We start from the raw sequence: 21,216 nt of genomic DNA, 5'->3' as shown, positions 1-21,216 counted from the left end.
CGCCGCGCCCGAAGGCTTGAACAATCTTGCGCATTTGCGCGGTGAGCGTGTGCAGCGAAGGTGTTCCATTCATCGGCTTGGCGCTTGCTTCGCCTCGATAGTAGCAACATGATGGCGCTGAATATTCCCCAGAGACCAGGCCCTTCATGAGCTCACTCGAACCCGCCAGTGCCGTCTATAAAACCCTGCTTGAGTCGACCAATGCGATCCCCTGGCGAATCGACTGGAACACCATGACGTTCAGCTATATCGGCCCTCAGATCGAGGCGCTGCTGGGTTGGAAGCAGGACAGTTGGGTGACGGTCAATGATTGGGTCGAGCGCATGCACCCGGATGATCGCGATTACGTGGTGGAGTTCTGTGTCTCGCAATCACGGGCCGGGGTCGATCATGAGGCGGATTATCGGGCGCTGACGCAAAGCGGCGACTACGTGTGGATACGCGACGTGGTGCACGTGGTGCGCAAGGACGGAGAAGTCGAGGCACTGGTGGGCTTCATGTTCGACATCAGCGAACGCAAGAAAACCGAGGAGCACTTGAGCCGACTGCAAAAGCAACTCGAAGAGTATTCCTTCCAGGACGGCCTCACCGGCATCGCCAACCGACGCATGTTCGATACGGTGATGGCGCGCGAATGGGGCCATGCCCAGCGCACAGGCCTGCCGCTTTCGTTGCTGATCCTGGACATCGACTACTTCAAGCAATTCAACGACCACTACGGCCACATCAAGGGTGATGAATGCTTGCGCCAGGTCGCCCAGACGTTGTCCCAGGCCGCCAATCGACCGCGTGATTTCATCGCCCGGATCGGCGGTGAAGAATTTGTCTGGCTACTCCCGGAAACCGATGCTGAATCGGCAAGGCTCGTGGCGCGCAAATGCCTGCACCTGATTCGTCAGCAGCACATTGCCCATGAATATTCCCCGGTGGCGCCACTGTTGACCGTGAGCCTGGGTGTCGGCACCACCGTCGCCCCGCTGCAGGCGAACGCACTGGCGTTCATCGAGCAGGTCGACAAGTTGCTCTATCGAGCCAAACACAACGGCAGGATGCGCGCCGAATTCGCTGATTTTCGCTGAGCACACTCCCCATAGAGCAGCCGCCAGCGCCCGAGTACCATGGAGCCATTCGCATAACGGGTCAGGGAGTCGACATGCTGTACCGGATCGCCGCCGATGGGCTGCTGCTGCTTCATTTGCTGTTCATTCTGTTCGTCCTGTTCGGCGGCTTGCTGGTGCTCAAATGGCGGCCGTTGATCTGGGCGCACCTGCCCGCCGCGGCGTGGGGCGTGACGGTAGAAGTCATGCACCTGACCTGCCCGCTGACTCAATGGGAAAACCTGATGCGCCAGGCGGCCGGGCAAGCCGGTTACGGCGGCGGTTTTATCGAACACTACGTGTGGCCGGTGATTTACCCGGCCGGCCTGACGCCCACCCTTCAACTGGCGCTGGGTAGCGTGGTGCTGGCGATCAACGTGCTGGTTTATCTTCGGCTGATCCGGCGCTGGAAACTGCGCCGGGCCGCCTGAAACAAACGCCGAGGATTGAATCCATGTTGTCGCTTGAAGACCTGACATTGCTCCAAGCCATCCGCGAGACCGGCAGCCTGTCGCGGGCCGCCGCTCACCTGGGCAAGGCACCATCGACCGTGTCCTACGCCGCGAGGCAATTGGAGGAGCGCTTCGACGCGCTGCTTTTCGATCGCCGTCGTTATCGCTTGCAGCTCACCCCGGCCGGCGAATTATTGGTAAACGAGGCAGCGCGGTTGATGCAGGACGTGTCCCGGCTGACCCAACGGGTCCAGCAAGTGGCCAACGGCTGGGAAAGCCGGCTGTGGATTGTCACCGACGAACTGCTCGAATTCGAAACCCTGATTCCGGTGATCCACGAGTTCGATGCGCTGGCGTCCGGCGTGCCGCTGCGCATCACCCAGGAAGTGCTCAAAGGTGTCTGGGAAGCCCTGCGCGAAGGCCGCGCCGACTTGATCATTGGCGCCACTAACGAACCACCGACAATCCCGACCTTGCGCTGGATGCAACTGGGGGAAATGGAGTGGGTGTTCGCGGTGTCGCCCAAACACCCGCTGGCCAAGGCCAAGGAGCCGATTTCACGGGCGATGGTGGCGCAACATCGGGCGATTGTGGTGGCCGATTCGTCCCGGGGCACCGAAGGCAGCACCTACGGTGTGTCTGGCGGCCAACCGGTTTTGGCCGTGCCGACCATGCGTGCCAAAATTCTTGCTCAATGCGATGGCCTGGGCGTCGGCTGGTTACCCCGGCATCGGGTGGGCTCGCTACTGAAAAACGGCACGCTGATTGAGAAGCTGATGGCTGACCCGCGCGAGCCAAACATTCTGTATGCCGGCTGGCGTGGCGATCATGACGGTCGTGCATTGGGCTGGTGGCTGGAAAAACTCAAGCAGTCGTACCTTTGCACCCAGCTCGTTCAGGGCAGTGACCGGTTTGTCTGAACGCCGTCGGCAATCACGCTCATGTTCCGCCCGCTGGCCTTGGCCACATACAGCGCCTTGTCCGCGGCGCTGACCAAATCGTCGGGCTGATCTTGTGAAGCCGGGTTGAAGGCACACACACCAATGCTGACCGTTATCCGGCCCTCGACGCCTTCGCTGTGCTCGATGCCCGCGCTCAGGACCGCGAGGCGTATTTTTTCGGCCACCAGAAACGCGCCTACATAGTCAGTACCCGGCAGCACCACCGTGAACTCCTCACCGCCATAACGAGCCGCAAGGTCACCGGGACGCTTGATATTGTCCTTGATGATCGCGCTGACCCTGCGCAAACACTCATCGCCGGCGACATGGCCGTAGCGGTCGTTGAAACTCTTGAAGTGATCAACGTCGATCATCTGCAGCGCCAGTGGGGTCAGCGTGCGCCGGGCACGGCCCATTTCCGCGAGGATAAACACGTCGAACTGACGCCGGTTGGACAGCCCGGTCAATGCGTCCTCAAGAGCCAGCAACTCAAGGCTGCGATTGACCTCGATGAGCTTCTCCCGCGCATCGAGCAAGACACTCTGGACATGATGTTGCTGCTTCATGAAGCGAATGAGGCGGTAACCGAGCGCGCCCAGAAATGCCAGCAGCGACAACATGATCCCGGCGCTGAGCGCTGTCTCGCCACGCCAGCCGGCCAGCACTTCCTTCTTGTCCAGCGCGGCGAAGATGATCAGTGGATAGCCGTCGACACGGCGATACCCCGTCACCCGTTCGACTCCATCCACAGAAGACTTGACCGTCGCGGTGCCGGCATCGCTTTTGGGTAACAACTCGGTAAACAGCGGCCCCTTGGCGACACTGCTGCCAATGTCGGCCTCATTGAATGGCCGGCGAACAATGATGCTGGCGTCATCGGCAATCAGGTTGATGACCCCGTTGTTGCCCATGTCGATGTTGTCGTACAGGTCCAGGAAATGACTGAGATAAATCGTCGCCAGGGCCACACCGGCGAACCGGCCATCGGCATGATTGACCCGGCGAGAGACGGTCATGATCCATTCACCGCTCGAGCGACTTTTTATCGACCGACCGATGTGCGGGCCACGGTCAGGATGATCACGATGGAAGATGAAATATTCACGGTCGGAATTATTGGCATTGGTCCCTTCCGCACCATTGGAATTGGCGATCCAGTTCCCGTGTTCGTCATAGACAAACAGGCCATGAAGTTGCTTCAGCTCATCACGCTCGGCGCTGAGCAATCGCTGCAACCTGGGCAATTGCTGCGCGTCGATGCCTTCGTGTTCGAGGCGGTCTACCAAGGCAAAGAGCAGCGTATCGGCCTGTTTGATCGACGACTGCGCCTGCGACGCCAGAGTCTGGGCCAGGTTGGACATCGCCACTTCTTTGTCATGCAGGTGGTATTGGCGCGAGGTCCAGGCTTCCCAGATCACAATCGCCGTCATCGACAGGCACACCGCCACGAGCAGCACCACCGCGTATCGGACCTTGAGCCGTGACTCGAGCTGACCGGGCGCCCCGGGCGTGGCGGGCTGGGGGCTTTCAATCGGATCTTTAATGGACGAGTACCCCATGACAATCCCTGACTGGTGATGACAAGGCGACTTTTCCTGTTCGCCCATCGCAACAACACGATAGGTGATTTACTGACCGCGTGACGGGGTTTGTGGCGGGAATCCGCCCTGAGGTCATGACTTGCCGGACTGTTTCACCGCCTCAAGCCAGGCCGGATCCAGGCGGGTTTGTTCGGTATCGATGCCCAATGCTTGCATGCGCGCCTTGTGCTCATCCATCTCACGAGTCAACTGGCCGTGGTCGCTGGAGTTGCCGTCCAACTCATGCATCTGGTGCAAACCCAGGTGGTAGAAACGCAGCAGTTTCATGGCCACTGGATCACCGGTTGCCACCGCTGCGGTGACCTGATGCATGATGTTGGTCACGCTCATCAGGCTGCGCTTGAGCTGCCAGCCGTAGACCGCCGCGGCCATCCATGGCTGGCTCCAGAGTTTGCCGCGCATCAGCGCCACTATCAGCAGCACCGCGACGAAAACGCCGCCGACGTTAAATCGCAGGTTGTCGCCACCGGGTTCACCGAACAACGCCACCGCGGCCGTGGACAGCCCCATCGCCAGCGCCAGGAAAATCAGGGCAATTATCACCGTACTGCGTCGCGTCTGTTGTCGATAGGTTTGGGCATTCTTCGGCTGGATTTCGAACATCGCGACAGGGTTCCTTGGGGGCATGAACAAAAAGACTGCGGCGCATTATCGCCTCTGCGCGGGATTTAGCTATGCTGGGGCTCCTTTTCATCTTTTCATCGTCAAACGGGGAACATGGCGATACAGCTCGGTTCGTGCCATCTTCATCCATGGATACACACTATTCAGATGCCATTCCCGCCGTTCAGTGAATGACATCGTTTTAAGGATCTTTGAATGACCCAACGACAAGTAATCAACGCCTCGGTCAGCCCAAAAGGTAGCCTGGAAACCCTCTCCCAACGCGAAGTCCAACAACTGAGCGAAGCCGGTTCCGGCAGCACCTACAACATTTTCCGCCAGTGCGCCCTGGCCATCCTCAATACCGGCGCCCATGTCGACAACGCCAAGACCATCCTCGAAGCCTACAAGGATTTTGAAATCCGCATCCACCAGCAGGACCGCGGCGTACGCCTGGAACTGTTGAATGCCCCGGCCGACGCCTTCGTCGACGGCGAAATGATCGCCAGCACCCGCGAAATGCTCTTCAGCGCCCTGCGTGACATCGTCTACACCGAAAACGAACTCGACAGCCAGCGCATCGACCTGAGCACTTCCCAGGGCATCAGCGACTACGTGTTCCATCTGTTGCGCAACGCCCGCACCCTGCGCCCCGGCGTCGAGCCGAAGATCGTGGTCTGCTGGGGCGGCCACTCGATCAACACCGAAGAATACAAATACACCAAGAAAGTCGGCCACGAACTGGGCCTGCGCAGCCTCGACATCTGCACCGGTTGCGGCCCCGGCGTGATGAAAGGCCCGATGAAAGGCGCGACCATCGCCCACGCCAAACAGCGTATCCACGGCGGTCGCTATCTGGGCTTGACCGAGCCGGGCATCATCGCCGCCGAAGCGCCGAACCCGATCGTCAATGAGCTGGTGATCCTGCCGGACATCGAAAAACGTCTGGAAGCGTTCGTGCGCGTCGGCCACGGCATAATCATTTTCCCCGGCGGTGCAGGCACGGCCGAAGAGTTCCTGTACCTGCTCGGCATCCTGATGCACCCGGACAACGAAGGCCTGCCCTTCCCGGTCATTCTCACCGGGCCGAAACATGCCGCACCGTATCTGGAACAACTGGACGCGTTTGTCGGCGCCACGCTGGGTGACGCGGCGAAGAAACATTACGAGATCATCATCGACGATCCGGCTGAAGTCGCACGGCAGATGACGCAGGGGCTCAAAGCGGTCAAACAGTTCCGTCGCGAGCGCAATGACGCGTTCCATTTCAACTGGCTGCTGAAAATCGACGAAGGCTTCCAGCGCCCGTTCGACCCGACCCACGAAAACATGGCCAACCTGAAACTGAGCCTGACCCTGCCGGCCCACGAACTGGCCGCCAACCTGCGTCGCGCGTTCTCCGGCATTGTCGCCGGCAACGTCAAGGACAAAGGCATCCGCCTGATCGAACAACACGGGCCGTACCAGATCCGGGGCGATGCGGCGATCATGCGTCCGCTGGATCAACTGCTCAAAGCCTTCGTCGCCCAGCACCGCATGAAGCTGCCGGGCGGCGCGGCGTATGTGCCGTGTTATCAGGTCGTGGCATAACCTCGACCTGACCAACACTATTTACCCCTGTAGGAGCAAGCTCACTCCTACAGGGGTTAACGTGGCTACAGGTGATCAGCGTCAATCACCGCTTTGGCAAAGGCTTGCGGATCTTCCTGTGGCAGGTTGTGGCCGATGCCGCCGGTGATGAGCCGGTACTCATACTTGCCGGTAAAACGCTTGGCATAATCCTCGGCTGCCGGGTGCGGTGCGCCGTTGGCGTCACCTTCCATCGTAATGGTGGGCACCGTGATGGACGGAGCCTTGGCCAGGCGTTGCTCCAGTGCTTCGTATTGCGGCTCTCCCTGAACCATGCCCAACCGCCAGCGATAGTTGAAAATCGTGATCGCGACATGGTCCGGGTTGTCCAGGGCAGCGGCGCTGCGGTCGTAGGTCGCGTCGTCGAATTTCCATTTCGGGGACGCCAGTTCCCAGATCAACCTGGCGAAGTCGTGACGATTTTTTTCGTAGCCGGCCTGGCCGCGCTCGGTCGCGAAATAGAACTGATACCACCATTGCAACTCGGCCTTGGGCGGTAACGGGTTCTTGCCCGCTGCCTGATTGCCGATCAGATAGCCACTGACCGAGACCAACGCCTTGACCCGCTCCGGCCACAACGCCGACACAATGTCTGCCGAACGCGCGCCCCAATCGTAGCCGCCAAGCACGGCCTGTTTGATGTTCAGGGCATCCATGAAATCGATGACGTCGCTCGCCAGCGCGGAAGGCTGGCCATTGCGCAAGGTCTTGGCGGACAGGAACTGCGTGTCGCCATACCCCCGCGCATACGGGATCAGCACTCGGTAGCCCTTGGCCGCCAGCAATGGCGCCACTTCGCTATAGCTGTGAATGTCGTAGGGCCAACCGTGCAGGAGAATCACCACCGGGCCATTGGCGGGGCCGACCTCGGCGTAAGCCACGTCCAGCAAGCCAGCCTTGACATGTTTCAGCGCGCCGAAGGTGTCCTTCTTGGCCACCGCCGAGTCTGCGGTGGCCGTGGTGCTGGTTTGGGCGCTGGCCGCACCGAGAACACCGAACTGCATCAGCGCAAAGGCGAGCACCGCGGGTCCCATCAAACGGCGGCCTCGTGATTCGGTTTTATTGCCCGACACATTCATCTTCATGGTGATTTCCCTATAAGTCATTCAACGATTGTTTTGGACGACGTAGTGGGCCGATCAACCGCCCTGATTGGCGCAGTCCGCGAGTTTGCTGTAATCGAGAACCTTGTGCGTGCCGCTGGAATCAAGGTAGTTCAGGCGAGCATTGACAATGCCGCAACCACTGCCGGAGTCTTCAGTGGACAGCACTTTCTTGATATCCAGATGCGCGCCGTGAGCAGTGACCTGCGCCTGGGTTTGATCATCGGCATGGGCTGAAAACGCAGCGATGTTCAGGACAGCGAAGAAGCTGGCGGCAACGAGTGTGTTCCAGTTCATGGTGATTTCCTCAGGGCTGCGATAGGCGGTGGTGGTGAGGCAAGTCGTCTTGTCTCGATGGAGCCCATTCAACCGCCCCAAGGTATCTGCCATGTGTCGTCAAAACGGCGTTATTAAGGCGTAAGGTGTCAAACAGCGCGCCCGATACAGTGCGATACAAATCTGCATGGCGCCGTGTAGCACGCAGCGAACTAATAAGAAGAGGTTTGTGCAATGGACCATGTGAACCACATCCTGATCGTCGATGACGATCGGGAGATCCGCGAGCTGGTGGGCAATTACCTGAAGAAAAACGGCCTGCGCACCACAGTGGTTGCCGATGGCCGGCAGATGCGCAGTTTTCTGGAAGCCAATCAGGTGGACCTGATTGTGCTGGACCTAATGATGCCCGGCGATGACGGCCTGGTGTTGTGCCGAGAATTACGCGCCGGCAAACACAAAGCCACACCGATTTTGATGCTCACTGCGCGCAACGACGAAACCGATCGCATCCTCGGCCTGGAAATGGGCGCCGACGATTACCTGACCAAACCCTTCGCCGCCCGCGAGTTATTGGCGCGGATCAATGCGGTATTGCGCCGCACGCGAATGTTGCCGCCGAACCTGCTCATCACCGAAACCGGCCGGCTGCTCGGTTTCGGCCGCTGGCGCCTCGATACCACAGCCCGCCACTTACTGGACGAAGACGACACGCTGGTGGCCCTCAGTGGCGCGGAATACCGTTTGCTGCGCGTCTTCCTCGATCACCCGCAGCGGGTACTCAGCCGCGACCAATTGCTCAACCTGACCCAAGGCCGCGACGCCGACCTGTTCGAGCGTTCCATCGACTTGCTGGTGAGCCGTTTGCGTCAACGCTTGCTGGATGATTCACGCGAGCCGACCTACATCAAGACCGTGCGCAGCGAAGGCTACGTGTTCTCGTACCCGGTGGAATTGCTTGGCGCAGAATCTTCCTAGGGGTTTTGTATATAGAAACTGGCAAAACATACGCAAATCCCACAGCCTTTAAATCCTACGATCTGACACAAAAGCCCCGGCAATTCCTCGGGACAGTGCCGCCCGCTCGTACTAAGCTGCGCGATTCATTTCATCAGGGACGATTTATGAAGCGCATTGCCGGTTGCTTGCTGCTGTTGCTGAGTGTTGGCGCAGTCGCAGCAGACCTGAAACTGCTCACCGACAACCACCCACCGTTGCACTTTCAGCAAGGCGACACACTGGTGGGTTTTGGTGTGGATGTGGTGCAGGCGTTGGCCCAACGCACGGGCGACGCGGTGCATTTGCAGCAAGTCCCTTTGCTGCGGGCCTTGCGCGATGCCGGGACCGAGCCCGCCACCGGGGTGTTCACTATCTTTCGCACCGCCGAGCGCGAAGGCCTGTACCAGTGGGTCGGCCCGCTGATGGAGGTGGAAACGGCCCTCTACGCCACCGACAGCACCCTGCCCCCTGTCCGCGCCCTGAGCGAGACCGCCAGCCTGGGCCGAATCGCCGTTCCGCGAAAATGGCTGGCCTACAGCTACTTGCAACAGCAAGGCCTGAACAACCTGTACGGCGTCGAAACGCCCGAACAAATGATGCGCCTGGCGAGTCTGGGCCGTGCAGAATTTGTGGTGGCCGATACCCTGTCCATCACGGCGATGGCGCGAGAAGTCAGGCTGGCGCCCAGTCGGCTGCACTACCAGATGCCCCTGATGAAGCAAAGTACGTACATCGCATTTTCACCGCAGACCGATGCCGCTCAAGTGGCGCGCTGGCAACTGGCGCTGGACGAGATGAGGCGCGACGGACGCTTGGAACATATCAAGCAGCGCTGGCTGATCGACCGCACGCCTCGCTGACAACGGATCAGCGCGCTCGATAACGACTATGCCCAAGGGTGTTTTTTCATGGCCGGGCTCCAGCACTACAGTGGCGACATCTTCTTCCCACGCTCTGGAGCAACCCCATGAAAAGCCTCATCGGTCTTGGTTTCGCCCTCTCGGTTCTTGGCGCAACGTCCGCTATCGCCGCCCCCCACGCCACCTCGCAGGTTGTCGCGGCAGTGAAAGTCAGCCAACCGGCCACCCTCAATGTGAACACTGTCGAAGTCGATAAAAAGGACAGCCAGCCGACCACGTTGTACGTCGCTGAAAACCGCCCTGAGTTCGGTTCGAAATATCAGCGTTATTGATCAACAGCTTTGCGCCGCTTACACACAAAAAACCCCGGGCAGACCCAATCTACCCGGGGTTTTTCCTGGAAACACACCGGCTCCTGTAGCAGCTGCCGAGCCCGCGAGGCTGCGTCCGGCCGCGCAGCGGTCGTAAACCCTACTCACTCGGTTTGACTGAAACACCGCATCGCCTGATTTTACGACCGCTGCGCGGCCGGACGCAGCCTCGCAGGCTCGGCAGCTCCTACGTCAGTCGTGCGGCGAGGGCCTTGGCTTGTAGTGCGACGTCGGTGACCGCCGTGCTTTCCCACCACATGCCGCGCAACGGGGGGCCCATGGCGAACAGGCGAGTGGCAACCTGACCACCGGCATCCAGCACGGCGCCGTCTGCAGCCGCTGCAATCCCCAAGGCCAACGGCCCCGGTCGGATCAACCCGCGCGCCAACAGTTGTTGTGGCAACGGTCGAGCAACCCGGCGCCAGTCATATTCGATGCCGCTGGAATTGATCAACGCTGCGCCCTGAACCACACAGGTGCCCTCTTCGCCACGGCGACGAATGCGGATGCTGACGCCGCCCTGCGACACGGGCTCAAGGCCCTTGAACGACGCCGCCTGAATCCGCAACCGCCCTTCCCTGTGCAACCGTTCCACCAAGGCAGCGCTCAGCGGTGGCGAGCGATGGTGATGACTTTCCCACCACGGCCGAACATGCCGCACAAATTGCCGACGCTGGCGGTCCGTCGCCTGATTCCACAACCGGCCAATGTGTGCACGCACGGTGTCGAGTGGTGCTTGCCAGTCGATGCCTTCAGCGATGGCCTGCCGGCAGTGCCGGCGCAGTTCACGCACTAACTGCCGAGGTGTGCGAATGCTCTGGTCCTCGGCCAGGAAATCCACCCAGGCCGGCGGTTGGCGACGCACATGCGGCAGCAAGCCGTGACGCGAAAACACTTCGATCGGCCCACGATGCCCAGCCTGCTCCAGCGACACCACGGCATCGACCATGGTCAGGCCGGAACCGATGATCAGCACTGTGGACTGCGGATCGAGCTGGCGCATGGCGGCCACATCCCACGGATCCAGCGCCGCGGCGTTCAAACCGCTGGACTCGGTCTGCGGTGTGCGCGCCGCGGGAAACATCCCCGTCGCCAACACCGCATAAGCGCCCTGCAAGCGTTGACCGTCACTCAATGTCAGCCGTACAGAATCATTGCCTGCTTGCAGATCAATCACCTCGGCCTGCACATGCTCGACCGTCGAGCCATTCAACGCCCCGACGGCTTGCGCCTCGGCCAGGCGTTGTTGCACGTACACGCCGAACAGGCCGCGTGGCGGGAACAACTCGCTGATCGGCACAGGTTGCTCGGCCGATTCCGGCCAGCCACCGGCGGCGATGTGTTCGGTCAGCCATTGCGTCAGGTCATCGGCGTTGTCCGGGTCGACACTCATGCGCGCCGCGTTGCCGTTCAGCGTATGGCCCAACTCGACCGCGCTATAGGCTTCGCCCCGACCCAGCTCGGCGCGCGGCTCGATCACCAGCACCGAGCGCCGGCCAGGCAAGCGCAACAACTGCGCGGCCAGCATTGCGCCACTGAGGCCGCCGCCGATAATCAGAATGTCTGCATGGCGGATGGCGTCGTTGGCCTGTCCGCTTTGGATTTCGCTCATTCCATACTCACCGGTCAATGACTCCCTGAATAAAAATCCACTGTCTGCCACCTTAATGTTTTGCCCTCCAGCACACAAACACCCCTCCTTTGCAGGAGTGAGCCTGCTCGCGATGGCGTCTAAGCAGATACCACCTTCTTCTCCTGCTGCCGCAACGCCGCCAGATCCCGATAACCCGCTGCGGGATGAACGTCTGCCAAACGCGGCCCCTCCCCAAACAATTTTTCACGCAAGGTCCCCGGCGCATAGTCGGTCTTGTACACCCCACGCTTCTGCAACTCCGGCACCAGCAACTCCACCGCGTCGATAAAGGTTTCGTGGGTCAGTGCATAGGCCAGGTTGAAACCGTCCACGTCGGTCTCCTCCACCCACTCTTGCAGAAGATCGGCGACTGTCTCGGGGCTGCCGACAAACAATGGCCCGAACCCGCCAATGCCGACCCAGTCCGCCAGTTCATTGGGCGTCCAGACCTTGTTCGGATCCGCCGTGGAAAACGCCTCCACCGCCGATTGAATGGCATTGGTGTGCACATGCTTGAGCGGTTCATCCGGTTTGAACTGGCTGAAGTCGATGCCGGTCCAGCCGGAAATCAGCGCCATGGCACCTTCGTAGCTGACCCAGGTTTTGTACTCCTCGAACTTGGCTTTGGCCTTCGCGTCGGTTTCGCCAAGGATCACCGTTTGCAGGTTGAAGATCAGGATCTTGCGCGGATCGCGCCCAGCCTCGGCGGCACGGCGACGAATGTCTGCCACGGTTTTCTTGAGCAGCACTTTCGACGGTGCGGCGACGAAGACGCATTCGGCATGCTCGGCCGCAAATTGTTTGCCACGACTCGATGCTCCCGCTTGGTAAAGCACCGGTGTGCGCTGCGGCGAAGGCTCACAAAGGTGAATGCCCGGCACCTGGAAATGTTTGCCAACGTGGCGGATCTCGTGAATTTTGCGCGGGTCGCTGAAGACCCGCCGCTCGCGATCGCGCAGAATCGCGCCCTCTTCCCAACTGCCTTCCCAGAGTTTGTAGCAAACCTCCAGGTATTCCTCGGCGAAGTCGTAGCGGGCGTCGTGTTCGGTCTGGTTTTTCTGGCCAATATTCTTGGCGCCGCTTTCCAGATACGAGGTGACGATGTTCCAGCCGGCCCGGCCCTTGGTCAGGTGGTCGAGCGTCGACAGGCGCCGGGCGAATGGATACGGGTGCTCGAAAGACAACGACGCGGTCAGGCCGAACCCCAGATGCTCGGTGACCAGCGCCATTGGCGGAATCAGTTGCAGCGGATCGTTGACCGGCACCTGCGCGGCCTGGCGGATCGCCGCGTCACCATTGCCGTTGTAAACGTCGTAGATGCCGAGCACATCGGCAATGAACAGACCGTCGAACTTGCCACGCTCAAGGATCTTCGCCAGATCGGTCCAGTATTCGAGATCCTTGTACTGCCACGAACGATCGCGCGGGTGCGCCCACAAGCCCGGCGACTGGTGGCCGACGCAGTTCATGTCAAACGCGTTCAGACGAATTTCGCGGCGGATGCTTGGGGGTTTGGCGGGGGTTGTCATGGACCGGCTCCGGGTTTCTGGTGAATGCTCTGTTCGCATTTGCAGAAGTCGTGCCTGAACATGATTGCAAGTTATTTCAACAGGTTGAGGTGCTTTCCAAGAAATAACATCAGCTTTAAAAGAGCAAAGTGTCTATCCACTGTTGATGAGCCAACAGTCAAATCACCACGTTGCGCACAAACCGCGCCGCCACCGGCCCGTCATTGCGATAGGCATGGGGCTGGTTGCTGGCGAACATAAAGAACTCACCGGCAGCAATGTGCTGCGGGGTGTCACCCAACATCAGGGTCAGGCAGCCTTCGAACACGTAGATCTGTTCGCTCCAGCCTTCGGCGTCCGGTTGCGACGGGTAAATTTCCCCCGGTTGCAGGCACCATTCCCATTGTTCCACTTCGCGGGTGGCGGTGGCCTTGGACAGTAAAACGGCTTTGCTGCCGGGGATTACTCCGGCCCACGCCACTTCGTTGATGCGGCTCGTGTCACGGGCGTCCGGGGCCTGGATGAGGTCGCTGAACCTCACGTCCAGTGCCTCGGCCACGCGGTCGAGGGTGGTCAGGCTGACGTTGTTGTCGCCGGCTTCGATGGCCACCAGCATCCGGCGGCTGACCCCGGACTTTTCGGCCAGCACGGTCTGGCTCATGTCAGCGGCGTGGCGCAAGCGCCGGACGTTCTGGCTGACGTGCTGGAGGACCGAAGCCCGCGGGGTGGAATCTTTGTGCACTATATTGCTCACTTGGTGGGGTTGGGCAGTATACTGCGCAACATTCGGCGCATTGTGCGTCGCCCTCAAGTAGCGCGCAAGGTCATGACGTCAGTGAACTCTTCTCCCACCTCCCCCCGCGTCTCACGGTTCAGCAAAGCCGAGTGCGTGCTGGTGCTGATCACCATGGTCTGGGGCGGAACCTTTTTGTTGGTGCAGCATGCGATGACCGTCAGTGGACCGATGTTTTTCGTCGGTCTGCGCTTTGCCGCTGCCGCGAGTCTGGTCGCGCTGTTCTCCTGGCGACACCTGCGGGCACTGACCCTGTTCGAACTCAAGGCCGGGGCGTTTATCGGGGTGGCGATCATGCTCGGTTATGGCTTGCAGACGGTGGGTTTGCAGAGCATTCCCAGCAGTCAGTCGGCGTTTATTACCGCGTTGTACGTACCCTTCGTGCCGTTGCTGCAATGGTTGGTACTGGGGCGGCGTCCGGGGCTGATGCCAAGCATCGGGATCATGCTGGCGTTTACCGGGTTGATGCTGCTGTCGGGACCCGCCGGCGCTTCGTTCAATTTCAGCCCTGGCGAAATCGCTACGCTGATCAGCGCCATCGCGATTGCCGCAGAAATCATCCTGATCAGCACCTATGCCGGTCAGGTCGATGTGCGTCGAGTGACCGTGGTGCAATTGGCGACCACGTCGGTGTTGTCGTTCTTGATGGTGGTGCCGACCCAGGAACACATTCCGGACTTCTCATGGCTGCTGTTGTGCAGCGCGCTGGGCCTTGGCGCTGCGAGCGCGGCGATTCAGGTGGCGATGAACTGGGCGCAGAAGAGTGTCTCGCCGACACGCGCGACCTTGATTTATGCCGGGGAGCCGGTGTGGGCCGGGATTGTCGGGCGAATTGCCGGGGAGCGGCTGCCGGCGATTGCACTGGTGGGTGCCGGTTTGATCGTGGCGGCGGTGATTGTGAGTGAGTTGAAGACCAAGGGTAAAGGTGCTGCGGCGGCGGAGGAGTTGGAGCGGGAAACACAGGGTTAAACCGCGAGATCTGTGGCGTCTGATAATAGCTATCGCGAGCAAGCTCGCTCCCACATGGGTTCTGCGTTGTGCCACCAGAGTGTGAACACAACTGGCCCCTGTGTGCGAGCTTGCTCGCGATGGGGCCAGAAGGGTTTAAACCGGCCCGTTGAAACAATGTGAATCAGCCTTTTTCCGTCTACCGTGTAGGATTCTGCGACAGCTTCGCGTTTGGTGATCCGGGAGCTGGCACGTATGATGCTTCACAAACTCCCGCAGATTAGAAGCCTATGTCCCTGATAGTTCTACTGCTTCTGCCATTTATTGGCAGCTGTCTGGCAGCCGTCCTGCCGCACAACGCACGCAATACAGCCCCCTTGCTCGCGGGCCTGATCGCACTGATCGGCACCGTTCAGGTCGCGTTCCTGTACCCGCAAATCGCCCATGGCGGCGTAATCCGCGAAGAATTCTTCTGGCTGCCAAGCCTCGGCCTGAACTTCGTCTTGCGCATGGACGGGTTCGCGTGGCTGTTCTCGATGCTGGTGCTGGGCATCGGCACACTGGTCTCGCTGTACGCACGCTATTACATGTCGCCGGACGATCCGGTGCCGCGGTTCTTCGCATTTTTCCTGGCGTTCATGGGCGCCATGCTCGGGTTGGTGATTTCCGGCAACCTGATCCAGATCGTGTTTTTCTGGGAGCTGACCAGCCTCTTCTCGTTCCTGCTGATCGGCTACTGGCATCACCGTGCCGACGCACGACGCGGCGCCTACATGGCGTTGATGGTCACCGGCGCGGGTGGTTTGTGCCTGCTGGCGGGGGTCATGCTGCTCGGCCATGTGGTCGGCAGCTATGACCTGGACAAGGTCCTGGCCGCCGGCGATCTGATTCGCGCACATGCCCTCTACCCGCTTCTGTTACCCCTGATCCTGATCGGCGCCTTGAGCAAAAGTGCGCAATTCCCTTTCCACTTCTGGTTGCCCCACGCGATGGCGGCGCCGACACCGGTCTCGGCCTATCTGCACTCGGCGACCATGGTCAAGGCCGGGGTGTTTCTGCTGGCGCGACTTTGGCCTTCGTTATCCGGCAGCGAAGAATGGTTCTACATCGTCAGCGGCGCCGGTGCCTGCACCCTGTTGCTGGGTGCGTATTGCGCGATGTTCCAGAACGACCTCAAAGGGTTGCTGGCCTACTCGACCATCAGCCATCTGGGCCTGATCACCCTGCTGCTGGGCTTGAACAGCCCGCTGGCCGCCGTGGCCGCGGTGTTCCACATTCTTAACCACGCCACCTTCAAGGCCTCGTTGTTCATGGCCGCCGGGATCATTGACCACGAAAGCGGCACCCGCGACATCCGCAAACTCAGCGGCCTGATCAAGCTCATCCCGTTCACCGCCACCCTGGCCATGGTCGCCAGCGCCTCGATGGCCGGCGTGCCGCTGCTCAACGGTTTCCTCTCCAAAGAAATGTTCTTTGCCGAAACCGTGTTCATCAATGCCACGGCGTGGATCGAGTGGAGCCTGCCAATCGTCGCGACCATCGCCGGCACATTCAGTGTCGCCTACTCATTACGCTTCACCGTCGATGTGTTCTTCGGCCCGACCGCCACCGATCTGCCGCACACCCCGCACGAGCCGCCACGCTGGATGCGCGCACCTGTTGAGTTGCTGGTGTTCACGTGCCTGGTCGTGGGGATGTTCCCGGCGCAAGTGGTCGGTTCCATACTGGCCGCCGCAGCCCTGCCAGTAGTAGGCGGGACGCTGCCGGAGTACAGCCTGGCGATCTGGCACGGCTTGAATGCGCCAATGATCATGAGCCTGATCGCCATGTCCGGCGGCATCGTGCTCTATCTGCTGCTGCGCAATCAGTTCAAGCGCGGGCGCTTCAAATACCCGCCGGTCATTGGCCGGTTGAATGGCAAGCGCCTGTTCGAACGCAGCCTGGTGATCATGATGCGCCTGGCCCGCCGTCTGGTGCGCCGGATCAGCACCCATCGCCTGCAAACCCAATTGTTCCTGATGGTCCTCGCTGCCGTGTTGGCCGGCTTGATTCCGATGCTCCACAGCAGTCTGAGTTGGGGGGATCGACCGAAAATTCCGGGCTCTATCGTGTTCGTGACCCTGTGGCTGCTGGCGATTGCCTGCGCCCTCGGCGCGGCGTGGCAGGCCAAGTATCACCGGCTCGCGGCCCTGACCATGGTCAGCGTCTGCGGCCTGATGACCTGCGTGACCTTCGTCTGGTTCTCCGCGCCAGACCTGGCACTGACGCAACTGGCCGTCGAAGTGGTGACCACCGTGCTGATCCTGCTCGGTTTGCGCTGGCTGCCACGGCGGATCGAAGAGGTGTCGCCACTGCCAAGCAGCCTGCGCAAGGCGCGCATCCGGCGTATCCGCGACTTGCTGTTGTCGACCGTGGTCGGTGGCGGCATGGCCTTGCTGGCCTACGCGATGCTGACGCGTCAGACGCCTAACGATATTTCCTCGTTTTACCTCAGCCGTGCCCTGCCCGAAGGTGGCGGCAGCAACGTGGTCAACGTGATGCTGGTGGATTTTCGTGGCTTCGACACCCTCGGTGAAATCACTGTGCTGGTGGCAGTGGCCCTGACCGTGTTCGCCCTGCTGCGACGCTTCCGCCCGCCCAAGGAAAGCCTGCAATTGCCAGCCCAGCAACGCTTGCTGGCACCGGACGTGGTCACCGACCTGGTCAACCCGCGCCACGCCAGCGACACCGCGCTGGGCTTCATGATGGTCCCGGCAGTGCTGGTGCGTCTGCTGCTGCCGATTGCGCTGGTGGTGTCGTTCTACTTGTTCATGCGTGGACACAATCAACCGGGGGGCGGTTTTGTCGCGGGGCTGGTGATGTCGGTCGCGTTCATCCTGCAATACATGGTCGCCGGCACGCAGTGGGTCGAGGCGCAAATGAGCCTGCGACCGCTGCGCTGGATGGGCATCGGGTTGCTGTTTGCCACGGTCACGGGGCTTGGGGCCATGGCGGTCGGCTATCCGTTCCTGACCACCCACACCTGGCATTTCACCCTGCCGGTACTGGGTGACATTCACATTGCCAGCGCGCTGTTCTTCGACATCGGCGTGTATGGCGTGGTGGTCGGTTCGACGCTGTTGATCCTCACCGCCCTCGCTCACCAATCGGTTCGCGGCCACAAAACCGCAGCCCAGCCCAAACCCGTCGCCACACAAGGAGCCGTCTGATGGAAGAAGTCATCGCAATCGCCATCGGCGTTCTCGCGGCGTCCGGCGTCTGGCTGATCCTGCGGCCGCGAACCTTTCAGGTGGTGATGGGCCTGTGCCTGCTGTCCTATGGCGTCAACCTGTTCATTTTCAGCATGGGCAGCCTGTTCATCGGCAGGGAGCCGATCATCAAGGACGGCGTGCCGCAGGACTTGCTGCACTACACCGATCCACTGCCGCAAGCACTGGTGCTGACCGCGATTGTGATCAGCTTCGCCATGACCGCGTTGTTTCTGGTGGTGCTGCTCGCATCCCGGGGCTTGACCGGGACCGACCATGTCGATGGCCGGGAGCCTAAAGAATGAATCCAATGACGCACCTGATCGCCGCCCCGATCCTGCTACCGCTGCTGACTGCCGCCATCATGTTGATGCTCGGCGAAAAACACCGTCCGCTGAAAGCCAGGATCAACCTGTTCTCCAGCCTTCTGGGCCTGGGGATTTCGGTGTTGCTGCTGCAATGGACACAGACCACCGGCGTTCCCGGCTCTATCGGTGTGTACCTGCCGGGCAACTGGCAGGTGCCATTCGGCCTGGTGCTGGTGGTTGATCGCCTGTCAGCGTTGATGCTGGTGCTGACCGGGATCATCGGCGTCAGCGCCTTGCTGTTCGCCATGGCCCGCTGGGACGGCGCCGGTTCCAGCTTCCACGCGCTGTTCCAGATTCAATTGATGGGGCTGTACGGCGCGTTCCTGACCGCCGACCTGTTCAACCTGTTCGTGTTTTTCGAAGTGCTGCTGGCCGCTTCCTACGGTTTGATGCTCCACGGTTCGGGTCGACCGCGAGTGTCGGCGGGGTTGCATTACATCTCGATCAACCTGTTGGCGTCGTCGCTGTTCCTGATTGGCGCGGCGCTGATTTACGGCGTCACCGGCACCCTGAACATGGCCGACCTGGCGTTGAAAATCCCGCTGGTGCCACAAGCCGATCGCGGCTTGCTGCATGCCGGCGCGGGGATTCTCGCGGTGGCGTTCCTGGCCAAGGCCGGGATGTGGCCGCTGAACTTCTGGCTGGTACCGGCCTACTCCTCGGTCAGCGCGCCAGTAGCGGCCATGTTCGCGATCATGACCAAGGTCGGCGTCTACACCCTGCTGCGTCTGTGGACGTTGCTGTTCTCCGGCCAGGCCGGGGCATCGGCCTACTTTGGCGGTGACTGGCTGATCTACGGCGGCATGGCAACAATCGTCTGCGCAGCGCTCGCGATTCTGGCGGCCCAACGCCTGGAGCGCATGGCCAGTTTGAGCATTCTGGTGTCGGCAGGGATTCTGCTGTCAGCCGTCGGCTTCGCCCAGCCGAACCTGATCGCCGCGGCGCTGTTTTACCTGGTCAGCTCGACCCTGGCGCTGAGCGCGCTGTTCCTGCTGGCCGAGTTGATCGAACGTTCCCGTTCGGTCAATGAAGCGCCGCTGTTCGATGACGCCGACCTGATCGCACGACCGAGGCTGTCCGAGCAACCGCCCAAAGGCTTCAACCTCGATGACGATCAGAAAGCCGTGGTCGGCCAGGTGATTCCCTGGACCATGGCCTTCCTCGGCTTGAGCTTCATTGCCTGCGCGCTGCTGATCATCGGCATGCCGCCGCTCTCCGGTTTCATCGGCAAGCTCAGCCTGCTCAACGCCCTCCTCAACCCGCTGGGCTTGGGCAATGGCGCTGGCGAACCGGTGTCGAACGCTGCATGGGGGTTGCTCGCACTGTTGATTCTGTCAGGGCTCGCCTCACTGATCGCCTTCTCGCGCCTGGGCATCCAGCGCTTCTGGACCCCGCAAGAACGTCCATCGCCGCTGCTGCACCGTTTGGAAAGCGTGCCGATCATCATTCTCCTGGGGCTGAGTATTGCGCTGACCTTCAAGGCTGAACCGCTGCTGCGTTACACCCAGGCGGCCGCCGATGCCTTGAACAACCCGCAGCAATACGTGATGGCCGTGCTCGGCACACGCGTAGTGCCAAGCCCGGAAGCCAAAGCGGCAATGTTGGAGGTGCAACCGTGAAACGCCTGTTTCCTGCCCCTTGGCTATCGCTGGCGTTAGGGGTGTTGTGGCTGGTGCTGAACCAGTCGATGAGCCCCGGCAATCTGTTGCTCGGCGCGATGCTGGGCTTCTGCGCACCGTTGATGATGCGCCGATTGCGACCGCTGCCGATTCGTATCCGTCGCCCCGGCGTCATCTTGCGCTTGCTCCTGGTGGTCGGTCGAGACGTGCTGGCGTCCAACCTCGCCGTGGCCTGGGGCGTGCTGAACGCCGGTCGCCGCGCGCCACGCTCACGCTTCATCAAAGTGCCGCTGGACCTGCGCGACGCCAACGGCCTCGCCGCACTCTCGGCGATCTGCACCGTGGTCCCGGGCACCGTTTGGTCGGAACTGGCGCTGGATCGCAGCATCCTGTTGCTGCATGTGTTCGATCTGGATGACGAAGCCGTGTTCATCCAGCACTTCAAGGCAACCTACGAGCGCCCCTTGATGGAGATCTTCGAATGAGCCCACTGCTGTCGAACGCCGTCCTGCTGAGCCTGTTCATGTTTTCCGTGGCGATGATTCTGACGCTGATCCGTCTGTTCAAGGGCCCCTCAGCCCAGGACCGGGTTCTGGCCCTGGACTATCTGTACATCATCGCGATGCTGATGATGCTGACGCTGGGCATTCGTTATGCCAGTGATACCTACTTCGAGGCGGCGTTGTTGATCGCCCTGTTCGGTTTCGTCGGCTCGTTTGCCCTGGCGAAATTCCTGCTGCGTGGCGAGGTGATCGAATGAATGGCGAACTGTCGCTGTGGGTCGAGATTCCAGTGGCGATCCTGCTGCTGCTCAGCAGTCTGTTTGCGCTGGTCGGCGCCATTGGCCTGGTGCGGATGAAGGATTACTTCCAGCGCATGCACCCGCCAGCGTTGGCCTCGACATTGGGGGCATGGTGTGTGGCACTGGCGTCGATCATTTACTTTTCGGCGCTCAAATCGACACCAGTGGTGCATGCCTGGCTGATTCCAATCCTGTTGGCGATAACCGTACCGGTGACCACCTTGCTGCTGGCGCGCGCGGCGTTGTTCCGCAAGCGCATGGCCGGCGACGATGTGCCGGCCGAGGTGAGTAGTCGGCGCACGGATGGCAGAAGCTAAGGTTACACGCTGAATCACCCGGATTGGCCTGCCCGGCCATGCGCCAAT

General features: G+C 60.9%; 21 protein-coding genes. 14 read left to right on the top strand and 7 right to left on the bottom strand.

Annotated features, from left to right (window positions below; translation table 11 throughout):
• Positions 1-146: 146 nt before the first annotated feature.
• The 3 genes from LOY55_RS13130 to LOY55_RS13120 all read left to right on the top strand — a co-directional run bounded on the left by LOY55_RS13130 (position 147) and on the right by LOY55_RS13120 (position 2,469).
• A complete protein-coding gene (locus LOY55_RS13130) occupies positions 147-1,079 on the top strand; it encodes a sensor domain-containing diguanylate cyclase (RefSeq protein ID WP_109784654.1) in 933 nt (310 codons plus the stop codon).
• 74 nt (positions 1,080-1,153) lie between these two features.
• Positions 1,154-1,528 (top strand): DUF2784 domain-containing protein, encoded by a 375-nt coding sequence (locus tag LOY55_RS13125; RefSeq protein WP_258668026.1) that lies wholly within the window; start codon positions 1,154-1,156, stop codon positions 1,526-1,528.
• Positions 1,529-1,551: 23 nt separating this feature from the next.
• Positions 1,552-2,469, top strand: coding sequence for a LysR family transcriptional regulator (locus LOY55_RS13120; protein WP_223524671.1), 918 nt, complete (start codon positions 1,552-1,554; stop codon positions 2,467-2,469).
• Here the strand turns inward: LOY55_RS13120 and LOY55_RS13115 are convergent.
• Positions 2,445-4,049, bottom strand: coding sequence for a sensor domain-containing diguanylate cyclase (locus LOY55_RS13115; RefSeq protein ID WP_046027568.1), 1,605 nt, complete (start codon positions 4,047-4,049; stop codon positions 2,445-2,447). The genes LOY55_RS13120 and LOY55_RS13115 overlap by 25 nt on opposite strands.
• A 114-nt stretch (positions 4,050-4,163) precedes the next feature.
• The gene (locus tag LOY55_RS13110; protein ID WP_077430280.1) at positions 4,164-4,694 is read right to left on the bottom strand and encodes a DUF3087 domain-containing protein; all 531 of its coding nucleotides are present in this window, start codon (positions 4,692-4,694) and stop codon (positions 4,164-4,166) included.
• A gap of 216 nt (positions 4,695-4,910) precedes the next feature.
• On the opposite strand from LOY55_RS13110, the gene ppnN reads away from it, so the two are divergent.
• Positions 4,911-6,284, top strand: coding sequence for a nucleotide 5'-monophosphate nucleosidase PpnN (gene ppnN / locus LOY55_RS13105; RefSeq protein WP_046027571.1), 1,374 nt, complete (start codon positions 4,911-4,913; stop codon positions 6,282-6,284).
• Positions 6,285-6,349: 65 nt separating this feature from the next.
• Here ppnN and LOY55_RS13100 read toward each other — a convergent pair whose 3' ends face one another.
• On the bottom strand, positions 6,350-7,408 hold the full coding sequence (locus LOY55_RS13100; protein WP_258668025.1) for an alpha/beta fold hydrolase: 1,059 nt from the start codon (positions 7,406-7,408) through the stop codon (positions 6,350-6,352).
• Positions 7,409-7,462: 54 nt separating this feature from the next.
• A complete protein-coding gene (locus tag LOY55_RS13095; protein ID WP_109784650.1) occupies positions 7,463-7,723 on the bottom strand; it encodes a DUF2790 domain-containing protein in 261 nt (86 codons plus the stop codon).
• Positions 7,724-7,936: 213 nt separating this feature from the next.
• Here LOY55_RS13095 and LOY55_RS13090 point away from each other — a divergent pair, with 213 nt between their 5' ends.
• From LOY55_RS13090 to LOY55_RS13080, 3 genes are all read left to right on the top strand, one after another.
• Complete coding sequence (locus LOY55_RS13090) at positions 7,937-8,680, top strand: response regulator (RefSeq protein WP_223524665.1); 744 nt, start codon at positions 7,937-7,939, stop codon at positions 8,678-8,680.
• A gap of 146 nt (positions 8,681-8,826) precedes the next feature.
• Positions 8,827-9,561 (top strand): ABC transporter substrate-binding protein, encoded by a 735-nt coding sequence (locus tag LOY55_RS13085; protein WP_258668024.1) that lies wholly within the window; start codon positions 8,827-8,829, stop codon positions 9,559-9,561.
• Positions 9,562-9,668: 107 nt separating this feature from the next.
• On the top strand, positions 9,669-9,893 hold the full coding sequence (locus tag LOY55_RS13080) for a hypothetical protein (RefSeq protein ID WP_046027583.1): 225 nt from the start codon (positions 9,669-9,671) through the stop codon (positions 9,891-9,893).
• A 226-nt stretch (positions 9,894-10,119) separates the two neighbouring features.
• Here LOY55_RS13080 and LOY55_RS13075 read toward each other — a convergent pair whose 3' ends face one another.
• The 3 genes from LOY55_RS13075 to LOY55_RS13065 all read right to left on the bottom strand — a co-directional run bounded on the left by LOY55_RS13075 (position 10,120) and on the right by LOY55_RS13065 (position 13,815).
• Positions 10,120-11,544 (bottom strand): FAD/NAD(P)-binding protein, encoded by a 1,425-nt coding sequence (locus tag LOY55_RS13075; protein ID WP_258668023.1) that lies wholly within the window; start codon positions 11,542-11,544, stop codon positions 10,120-10,122.
• Between the two features lie 119 nt (positions 11,545-11,663).
• Positions 11,664-13,067 (bottom strand): LLM class flavin-dependent oxidoreductase, encoded by a 1,404-nt coding sequence (locus LOY55_RS13070; protein WP_046027885.1) that lies wholly within the window; start codon positions 13,065-13,067, stop codon positions 11,664-11,666.
• Positions 13,068-13,251: 184 nt separating this feature from the next.
• Positions 13,252-13,815, bottom strand: a complete 564-nt coding sequence (locus LOY55_RS13065; RefSeq protein ID WP_109784646.1) for a helix-turn-helix domain-containing protein — start codon at positions 13,813-13,815, stop codon at positions 13,252-13,254.
• Here LOY55_RS13065 and LOY55_RS13060 point away from each other — a divergent pair.
• The 7 genes from LOY55_RS13060 to LOY55_RS13030 all read left to right on the top strand — a co-directional run bounded on the left by LOY55_RS13060 (position 13,810) and on the right by LOY55_RS13030 (position 21,168).
• Positions 13,810-14,835, top strand: coding sequence for a DMT family transporter (locus LOY55_RS13060; RefSeq protein WP_046027589.1), 1,026 nt, complete (start codon positions 13,810-13,812; stop codon positions 14,833-14,835). The two genes, LOY55_RS13065 and LOY55_RS13060, sit on opposite strands and share 6 nt — an antisense overlap.
• Before the next feature lie 269 nt (positions 14,836-15,104).
• Positions 15,105-18,023 carry a monovalent cation/H+ antiporter subunit A gene (locus LOY55_RS13055; protein ID WP_046027592.1) on the top strand — a complete coding sequence of 973 codons (2,919 nt, stop codon included), beginning with the start codon at positions 15,105-15,107 and terminating at the stop codon, positions 18,021-18,023.
• A complete protein-coding gene (locus tag LOY55_RS13050; protein WP_007944721.1) occupies positions 18,023-18,367 on the top strand; it encodes a Na+/H+ antiporter subunit C in 345 nt (114 codons plus the stop codon). The genes LOY55_RS13055 and LOY55_RS13050 overlap by 1 nt, the downstream gene beginning before the upstream one ends.
• On the top strand, positions 18,364-20,049 hold the full coding sequence (locus tag LOY55_RS13045; RefSeq protein ID WP_109784645.1) for a monovalent cation/H+ antiporter subunit D: 1,686 nt from the start codon (positions 18,364-18,366) through the stop codon (positions 20,047-20,049). Before LOY55_RS13050 ends, LOY55_RS13045 begins: the two co-directional genes overlap by 4 nt.
• Positions 20,046-20,534, top strand: coding sequence for a Na+/H+ antiporter subunit E (locus LOY55_RS13040; RefSeq protein WP_046027595.1), 489 nt, complete (start codon positions 20,046-20,048; stop codon positions 20,532-20,534). Before LOY55_RS13045 ends, LOY55_RS13040 begins: the two co-directional genes overlap by 4 nt.
• The gene (locus LOY55_RS13035; RefSeq protein ID WP_046027596.1) at positions 20,531-20,809 is read left to right on the top strand and encodes a K+/H+ antiporter subunit F; all 279 of its coding nucleotides are present in this window, start codon (positions 20,531-20,533) and stop codon (positions 20,807-20,809) included. The genes LOY55_RS13040 and LOY55_RS13035 overlap by 4 nt, the downstream gene beginning before the upstream one ends.
• A complete protein-coding gene (locus tag LOY55_RS13030) occupies positions 20,806-21,168 on the top strand; it encodes a Na+/H+ antiporter subunit G (protein WP_046027597.1) in 363 nt (120 codons plus the stop codon). The genes LOY55_RS13035 and LOY55_RS13030 overlap by 4 nt, the downstream gene beginning before the upstream one ends.
• The last annotated feature ends 48 nt before the right edge of the window (positions 21,169-21,216 follow it).

Source organism: Pseudomonas sp. B21-040, from assembly GCF_024748695.1.
Classification (GTDB): domain Bacteria; phylum Pseudomonadota; class Gammaproteobacteria; order Pseudomonadales; family Pseudomonadaceae; genus Aquipseudomonas.
The sequence above is the reverse complement of the archived record's forward strand: the minus strand, read 5'-3'. Positions and strand labels throughout refer to the sequence as shown.